The 7,601-nt window shown below is 60.7% G+C and carries 8 protein-coding genes; 3 read left to right on the top strand and 5 right to left on the bottom strand.

Annotated features, from left to right (window positions below):
• Positions 1-15: 15 nt before the first annotated feature.
• The 4 genes from trbB to AC3FLX_RS18175 all read right to left on the bottom strand — a co-directional run bounded on the left by trbB (position 16) and on the right by AC3FLX_RS18175 (position 4,954).
• Positions 16-1,062 carry a P-type conjugative transfer ATPase TrbB gene (gene trbB / locus AC3FLX_RS18160; protein WP_488698692.1) on the bottom strand — a complete coding sequence of 349 codons (1,047 nt, stop codon included), beginning with the start codon at positions 1,060-1,062 and terminating at the stop codon, positions 16-18.
• Positions 1,059-1,526 (bottom strand): CopG family transcriptional regulator, encoded by a 468-nt coding sequence (locus AC3FLX_RS18165; protein WP_488698693.1) that lies wholly within the window; start codon positions 1,524-1,526, stop codon positions 1,059-1,061. The genes trbB and AC3FLX_RS18165 overlap by 4 nt, the downstream gene beginning before the upstream one ends.
• Positions 1,523-3,541, bottom strand: coding sequence for a conjugal transfer protein TraG (locus AC3FLX_RS18170; RefSeq protein ID WP_488698709.1), 2,019 nt, complete (start codon positions 3,539-3,541; stop codon positions 1,523-1,525). The genes AC3FLX_RS18165 and AC3FLX_RS18170 overlap by 4 nt, the downstream gene beginning before the upstream one ends.
• Before the next feature lie 468 nt (positions 3,542-4,009).
• Positions 4,010-4,954, bottom strand: a complete 945-nt coding sequence (locus tag AC3FLX_RS18175; protein ID WP_488698710.1) for a LysR family transcriptional regulator — start codon at positions 4,952-4,954, stop codon at positions 4,010-4,012.
• A gap of 550 nt (positions 4,955-5,504) precedes the next feature.
• Between AC3FLX_RS18175 and AC3FLX_RS18180 the strand changes: the two genes are divergently transcribed.
• The 3 genes from AC3FLX_RS18180 to AC3FLX_RS18190 all read left to right on the top strand — a co-directional run bounded on the left by AC3FLX_RS18180 (position 5,505) and on the right by AC3FLX_RS18190 (position 7,170).
• On the top strand, positions 5,505-5,906 hold the full coding sequence (locus AC3FLX_RS18180) for a hypothetical protein (protein WP_488698694.1): 402 nt from the start codon (positions 5,505-5,507) through the stop codon (positions 5,904-5,906).
• Positions 5,907-6,133: 227 nt separating this feature from the next.
• A complete protein-coding gene (locus AC3FLX_RS18185) occupies positions 6,134-6,298 on the top strand; it encodes a hypothetical protein (RefSeq protein WP_488698695.1) in 165 nt (54 codons plus the stop codon).
• A gap of 125 nt (positions 6,299-6,423) precedes the next feature.
• Positions 6,424-7,170: a YdcF family protein gene (locus AC3FLX_RS18190; RefSeq protein ID WP_488698696.1), complete on the top strand. Its 747-nt coding sequence runs from the start codon at positions 6,424-6,426 to the stop codon at positions 7,168-7,170.
• Here the strand turns inward: AC3FLX_RS18190 and AC3FLX_RS18195 are convergent.
• Entirely contained in the window at positions 7,118-7,471 is a 354-nt protein-coding gene (locus AC3FLX_RS18195; RefSeq protein WP_488698697.1) for a hypothetical protein, read from the bottom strand. The two genes, AC3FLX_RS18190 and AC3FLX_RS18195, sit on opposite strands and share 53 nt — an antisense overlap.
• Positions 7,472-7,601: the final 130 nt, after the last annotated feature.

The following is a 7,601-nucleotide window of genomic DNA, read 5'->3' on the forward strand; positions in this document are numbered from 1 at the left end:
CACGACAGGTCTCCTTCACGATCGGTCGCCAACGCGCGCGGCGCTCACTGTCGCCGGTACATCGGGCGGCGGTGCATCGGGAGGCGATGCGCTTGGGCCCGTTTCTGCGTCTTCCAGACGATAGCCCGCATCGTCGAAACCGACGACGCGGGCTATCGTTTCAATGCGGCGCCGATGGCCACGGCCGGCGAGGAAAATGACGATGTTGACCGCCTCGGCGATCAACGCACGTGGCGCGTGGACCGCCACTTCCAGGATCAGTTGCTCTAGGCGCAGCAGCGCGCCTTGCGCGGATCCCGCGTGGATGGTCGCGACACCGCCAGGGTGCCCGGTGCCCCATACCTTGATCAAGTCCAGCGCCTCACCACCGCGCACTTCGCCGACGACCACGCGATCCGGGCGCAGACGCATCGCCGAGCGCACCAACTCGGCCATGGACACGACCCCGGCGCGGGTGCGCATTGCCACGTGATCACGCGCCACGCATTGCAACTCGATAGTGTCTTCGAGCACCAACACGCGATCCTCCGTGGTAGCGACCTCAGCCAGCAAGGCATTGGCCAACGTCGTCTTGCCGGTACTGGTGCCACCGGCGATGAGGATGTTCTGGCGCGTGCGCACTGCCTGGCGCAGGCACTCGCCTTGCGCGGCGCCCATCTTTCCGTCATCGATGTACCGAGCGAGGGGAATGACGCCTATCGCTCGCTTGCGCAACGCGAAAGCCGGCGCGCTCGCGGCGGGCGGCAAGATCCCCTCGAAGCGCTCTCCGGTTTCTGGCAGTTCGGCGCTCAGAAGAGGCTGGCCGCGATGGACCTCCGCGCCGACGTGCGCCGCCACGAGCCGGATGATGCGTTCGCCGTCTCCCGGTGGCAATGGCGCACCCAGCGGCACCCGCCCGCAGGACAGCCGGTCCACCCAGAGCGCGCCATCCGGATTGAGCATGATTTCCACGACGTCCGGATCGTCCAGAGCAGCCGCGATCAGGGGCCCCATTGCCGTGCGCAGCATGCGGATACGTCGATCGAGTGAGGTAGTCGTGGCGCCCTGTTGTCGTGCGCTCATGGGAATTTCTCCTGCGCCGCTGCCGGGTCCGAGGCAGCAGCGTCTAGTTTTGCCACCTCCGGCCCGAGGTCCTCGATCACGTCCTGGACCAGGCTGCGCCCGCGCGCCAGGTGGCGCGCAAGCTGTTCGACAAATTGTTCGAAGCGCGCCTTGCCCTGGGCGCGTGCGGCTTCCTGGTGTGCTTGCGCCACCGGGGTCGTCACGGTCAGGTAGTAGCGGACGTAGAGCGCCACCGTTTCGATCAGGACGTTCTGGTCCCGTTCAAGCCGTTCAAACTGACGCGACAAGCTGTCCAGGCGCCTGGCTATCGCCACCTCCCTCTGATCCCCCGCGTCTGGCGAGAGCCAGGAGGCTAACGCCGCCGCAACGATCGATGATTTCGATACGCCCTTCTTGGTCGCCAGTTCGTCGAGGCGTCCGGCGTGCTCGGGAGAGATGAAGAGATTCAGGCGATATTGGCTCATCGGTCGACTCCGTCGTTGACCACGCAGGCTGCCAGTGGTGCCGCGCCCGGCGTGGTCGGTATGTTCGGTATCGTCGGTGCAGTCGGCGCTGTCGGGCCCGCGAGGGCAAACGTGAATTCGTCGTCGAGCAGCGCTAGGTCATTGGCGCCCGCGTGCCGATCGAAGCCGTATACCGCCTCCTCGTCGCCCCCAAGCGCCAGAGACGCCTCCCCCTCTTCGCCGAGACTGGCGGCGCGTAGCGCTTCCACGCATGGCGGCGTGGCCAAGCCCATCGCGGGTGCGTGGGCGATCCAGTCGTCAGGTCGCGCGGGTGGTGCATCGGTATAGCGTCCACGCCCGAGGACGGGTGGCGGGAGCACGCGCTGCTTGAAATTGGCATCCGCGTAGTAGCGCAACTTCTTTGCCCGAATCGGTGGGCAGCCCCCCACCATCACGACGGCCTCGTCGGACGGCAGTTGCATCACTTCGCCAGTGGTCAATAGCGGGCGGGCAAATTCCTGCCGTGACACCATCAGGTGGCCCAGCCAGGGAGCAAGTCGATGGCCAGCGTAGTTGCGCTGGCCGCGCAACTCGGTGGCCGTGCCCAAGGTTTCCGAGATGCGCTTTGCCGTGCGTTCGTCGTTTGCCGCGAAAGTCACGCGCACGTGACAGTTGTCGAGGATCGAATGATTCTGACCATAGGCCCGATCGATCTGGTTCAACGACTGGGCAATCAAGACGCTGCGGATACCGTAACCCGCCATGAAGGCCAACGCCGTCTCAAAGAAGTCGAGTCGCCCGAGCGCCGGAAACTCGTCGAGCATCAGCAGCAACCGGTGACGATGGGAAATGCCGTCGCTGCCATCCAGAGATTCCGTCAATCGCCTGCCAATCTGGTTGAGGATCAGCCGGATCAGCGGCTTGGTGCGGCTGATGTCCGAAGGTGGTATCACCAGGTACAATGAGATCGGATGATCGGTGTCGACGAGATCGGCAATCCGCCAGTCACAGCGCGCCGTCACGGCCGCTACTGTGGGGTCACGAAACAGGCCCAGAAAGCTCATCGCGGTGGACAACACCCCCGATCGTTCGCTCTCCGACTTGTTCAGCACCTCGCGCGCGGCCGACGCAACCACCGGGTGTGGCGCATCGCCCAGATGCGGGATCGTCATCATCCGATGCAGCGTCAGCGTGAAGGCTGACGCCGGATCAGACAGGAAGTTGGCAACGCCGCGCAGCGTCTTGTCGGCTCCCGCGTAAAGCACATGCAGGATGGCGCCGACCAGCAGTGCATGACTGGTCTTTTCCCAGTGATTTCGGCGCTCCAGTGCGCCTTCCGGGTCCACAAGGATGTCCGCGATGTTCTGCACATCGCGCACCTCATGCACACCACGACGGACTTCGAGAAGCGGGTTATAGGCGGCGGAGCGCGCATCCGTGGGATTAAACAGCAGGCAATGCGAGAAGCGCGATCGCCAGCCAGCGGTCAAAGTCCAGTTTTCCCCCTTGATGTCATGGATTACGACCGACGCGGGCCAGCTCAGCAGAGTCGGCACGACCAGCCCCACACCTTTTCCGGAGCGCGTTGGCGCGAAGGCTAAGACGTGTTCAGGACCCTCGTGACGCAGGTACTGGTCATCAAACTGCCCGAGAAAGACCCCTGCGGGCTGCGTGAGTCCGATCTTCCCGATATCGTCAGCATGCGCCCAGCGCGCCGATCCGTGGGTCGTCGCCACCGTCGACTGTCGCGAACGCCATACCGACATGGCAGTCGCCGCCGCCACCGCGAGCATTGCGCCAGTGATGGCGATAACACCGCCTGTATTAAATACCCCCGACGCGTACGCGTCGTAGCGAAACCACCATTCGAACAGTCGCCACGGGTGATAGACGGGTGTGGCAAAGAGTACGAACCATGGCGGACCCAGACGTGTCTGATACCCCAGGGAGGAAGCCGTCCACTGTGTTCCCATCCACACACCGAGCGTCACCAGGCCGAGCACGACGGCTATCTGGCCAACCTGCACACCTTGCACTTCCGCTTTCTCTTGCACAGACACCTCGCGACGTTGGCACGACAACGTGCCGTTGGCTCAAGATTGGTGTGCCGTCCGACAACGGTCAAAGACCGTTATCGGGACAAAGATGGCGGAAATCGCAAGAATGCACCGCGTAGCGCAAGACGCGCCATCGCTGCAAGCGCTGGCGCGTTGTGGCGTGTCGCCCCATCTCGGACGCGCACCGAAACGGGTCCCATTGGAAGCTCAGGGACGCGCGGCTGGGGTCTAGTGCGCGCCAATGCCCAGGAAGTGTTGGCTCGTGGCCACCGCAACACGCCTGCAGTGCGCGTCACCGCCGCTCGTGGTTGATCCTGCATTGCTCTTGCAGCGTCTCGAGCCGCTCGGGGTTGGCCAGCAGCGACTCCACCGTATCCGAAGGTCCAGCGCGACGACAAGCCACTCAAGCAACGGTCAGCAAGGTCAATAGAATTAACGTGGTGATCTTCATATCTCAACATCCTCATAGGCTCGAGGGTTCGAGACATCGATATGCCCGTCCAGGGCGGGCGGCCCGCCAGCGCGGGCTCGCATGATAAAGCGCGCCAGCATGTGGGGCGGTTCCCCATTGAGATGCAGCAAATAGGTGGTGACGGGTGGCACGTGTCCTGCAAGCGGTCGGGCAATCACACCCAACTCGCGGCTGGCCAACACGTGTGACGCGCCGACCAGACCCAGGGCAAGGCCCGCTGACACCAGTGTCATCATCAGTTCTAGCGATGCAACACGATCGGCGATGAGCGGTTCCTGATCCCCGCGTCTTAGCACGCGATCCACGAGCCGGGCATGGCCGTCCCACGCTTGCGGGTCGCACAGAACCAAGGGATAGCGCAGCAGTTCCTCTGGCGGAATATGGCGGTAAGCGAGCAAGGGATGACGTGCGGGCACGGCGACAACCAGTGGCTCGCTCCAAAGCGGGTGAGCGGTGATGCCATCGCCAACGTCGTTGCTCAGGGAGAAGCCGACGTCGTACCGCCCGTCGTGCAACCCCTCGACTTGCTGCGACAGCGACACTTCGAACAACCGGAGCTCCACTTCCGGATCTTCCTGCCGACACAGCGCAAGTAGCGCCGGAAGCTGCGAACGGGCGCTAGCGTCGGACACTACGATACGTAGCTGGTCATGAAAGCCGTTGGCCACAGCCTGCGCGCTGTCGCGTGCCTGCTCCAGCGCGGCGAAGATACGCGGCACCTGCCGCAGAAACAACTGACCGGCACGAGTCAGGCGGGTTCTTCGCGTGGTCCGCAAGAACAGTTGCACACCCAATTCATCCTCCAGTTCCCGGATGGTCCGAGAAAGCGGCGACTGCTCCATGTGCAAACGCTCGGCCGCCCGAGCGAAATGAAGCTCTTCAGCGACGGCCATGAAACAGCGGAGATGGCGTAGCTCCATCCTGGTCTTTCTTCGCCCATTGCGCATACGCATGTCCTTACATCTGGTATGCCAGACGGATCCTCATGCCGATTGACAGATCCACAGCACAACCTCTGCAAACGTCCAACCGCCACCTACAAAGCAGATAAGGCCAACACCACCACTCCCGCGAATGGTTCCCGATAACATAATTCGGCAGATTTCGGATTTCCTTGTCCAAATAACCGAGCAACTTCTCTCCAATCTTCGTCCAAGATTAGCGTCTTTTCTATCTCATCATTTCGCACGACGGAAGTCACGTACGCAACCACGTCATGCTGAATGACAGATGCGAGGAAGATCCACACAATTTCACCGAGAATGAGAGCAATTTATCGTAATTTGCGCATTTAATCAAAAAACCGAATAATTCTTCAATATTAGATTCATTCATGTTCGTATGAATAAATATCCGGATGATTTTTAATCAATAGCCGCTTTCAATTGCATAGGATTTGATCTCCCCCATAATGCATCCCCACCCGCGCCATGCACCCCGAGTTGGGATTTAAATTGATCGATCAACAGCATGAGCTCACTCCTGTTAACCCACCCCATCCTGGCAAGCGCATCGTTGGTCGCTTGGTTGACCTTTTCACCCGCCGCTATGGCCTTTGGCGTCACCGACGCGCATGGCCGATCCACCTTTAACGCCGTGCATCAATGGGCGGCGGATGCCGGCTTCGTCGTCATTTGGCAGCTCCTGGATAAATCTGGCGTGGTCGATTTTCCAGCACCTCCACGGGAGGTAGATAAAGACTTCGGAATCGCCGTCCAGGCGCTCGTCACTGGCGCAGCATATGGACACGCCAACATGTATTGCATTCCACCGATGGAATTTCAGCCGGAGACGCTAATCGATCATCACACGCGATTGGTCTACGTTATTGGACAACCTACCGGTCGGCGCTGCTCCGATCCCAGACCATGACTCAGAATCATTATCATTCAGTCTATCTAATATTTTTCTTGGAAATAAATCCTATTCACTGAATAAGGTTCGAACATGGATAGCGAATATCGCTATCTCAGGCACGAAACATTCACAGCCCCCATTAGCGTGAAGGCCGTTCTCGAAACACCGAGAGGCGTGTTATTCGTCAGGAATCCGCGGGGGAATGGGAATTGCCGGGTGGCCGCCCAAACCCTGGCGAGGAATTGGAAGCGGCGTTGATACGGGAAGTCAGGAAGGAATGCGGACTCCATATCACTATGGCTGCTCTATCTCGGCAGCCATTCCTGCGAGATCGTCCCCGGCAAGCGCGCGCTACTCATGTTCTTTCGCTGTGCGTTCTTCGGAGCGGACCCGGTTCTGAGTCCTGAGGGTACGGACTATGCATGGATCGACGTGACGGCCGAAAAGCCCCGCGAGCTCGCCGACCTTTGCCGGGATGCCTGTCACAAGCCATAGATCAGGCCCGATTACGCCGACCATTTCCCAACCTTCCATGTCCCTCCCTACCTCCCACATGGCCATCACGACAACCGGGCGTTGCACCCGCACTCAACTGATTGACTACATCTCGCCAGAAACGGAGATTCAACCATGCAAATTTGCCTTGATGTTCGGCAGTCGACATGCACAAGCAGATCTGTCGCGTGTTGCGATAGACCTCTTCCACTCCGGACACTTCGAGATGCTCATTATCGCTGGGGGCAGGACTCGTGGGGCCAGAAGCAGCGAGGCACGGGAGATCTCCAATCGCCTAGTTGCCCAAGGCCTGCCGCGCAAGAGAATCATCCTGGAAGAGACCTCATCCAACACGGGCGAGAATGTCCGCAATGCGCGCAAGCTCATGAACCACGTCGGCATCAGCGAGCTCTTGCTGATTGGAAAGATTTACGCCAAACGTCGCTACGCGATGACCGTGAAGAAGCAGTGGCCTGAGATCACGCGCTTATCGTGCGCGACGATTGATTATTTCGGCGTCGCGCGAGAGCAATGGTGGAAGTCCCCATCCCTGAGGTTTCACATCTTTTCGGAGGCCAGGAAAATCGAGGCATACCTGGAACGCGGATTTTTGACGGAAGTGGACGTGATCGATCGCGCCTTCGTGCTGCAAGGTGCGACAAGTCCTCCCCCGGACAACGAAGCGGCTCGTAAAAGCCGCCCCAAGCGCTGTCCTGCTCTGTCTTTCCTGCTCAGGACAGGCACTCACCGGTGTCGCGCGCGCCACTGCGCGCGCCATCGGTGAAACCATCGCGAGAGCTGATGCGTCCACCATCGGTGTAAGGATCCGGCTTGCGCATGCCGTCCTGGTATGAATCAAAACCACGGATCATGCACACGGCTTTACCCTGATACGTGACCACGGGCAGCATGGTGGTCTGGGTCGCCAGACTGTGCGCGCCATCGGTAAAGGCGTCGCGCGGGCCGTTGTGTCCCGGTGCGGCTACAACAAACCCATCCACATAGGCACCGGCGTGTGCGGTCAGGCTGAACCCGGCGACAACTGCCGCAGCGGCAAGCATGGTCTTGGCAAGAGTGTTAAGCATTACTGTCTCCAACAGGGGTGTCGGCGGCATTGCCGCGGCGGCACTCCTCATGCAGGCGATCCGCTACGGGACGACACAGGCCGCACGGGATCGCCTCTACCGTGCAAGCCGTTGCCTGGCGCGGTGCCGC

The sequence above is a fragment of the Cupriavidus sp. 291-E7 genome (assembly GCF_057798835.1).

Coding starts and splice junctions, on each gene's coding strand:
- AC3FLX_RS18190 (WP_488698696.1), top strand. CDS start 6,424: ATGTCCCTCCCTACCTCCCACATGGCCATCACGACAACCGGGCGTTGC.
- trbB (WP_488698692.1), bottom strand. CDS start 1,062: ATGAGCGCACGACAACAGGGCGCCACGACTACCTCACTCGATCGACGT.
- AC3FLX_RS18175 (WP_488698710.1), bottom strand. CDS start 4,954: ATGGAGCTACGCCATCTCCGCTGTTTCATGGCCGTCGCTGAAGAGCTT.
- AC3FLX_RS18195 (WP_488698697.1), bottom strand. CDS start 7,471: ATGCTTAACACTCTTGCCAAGACCATGCTTGCCGCTGCGGCAGTTGTC.
- AC3FLX_RS18180 (WP_488698694.1), top strand. CDS start 5,505: ATGAGCTCACTCCTGTTAACCCACCCCATCCTGGCAAGCGCATCGTTG.
- AC3FLX_RS18165 (WP_488698693.1), bottom strand. CDS start 1,526: ATGAGCCAATATCGCCTGAATCTCTTCATCTCTCCCGAGCACGCCGGA.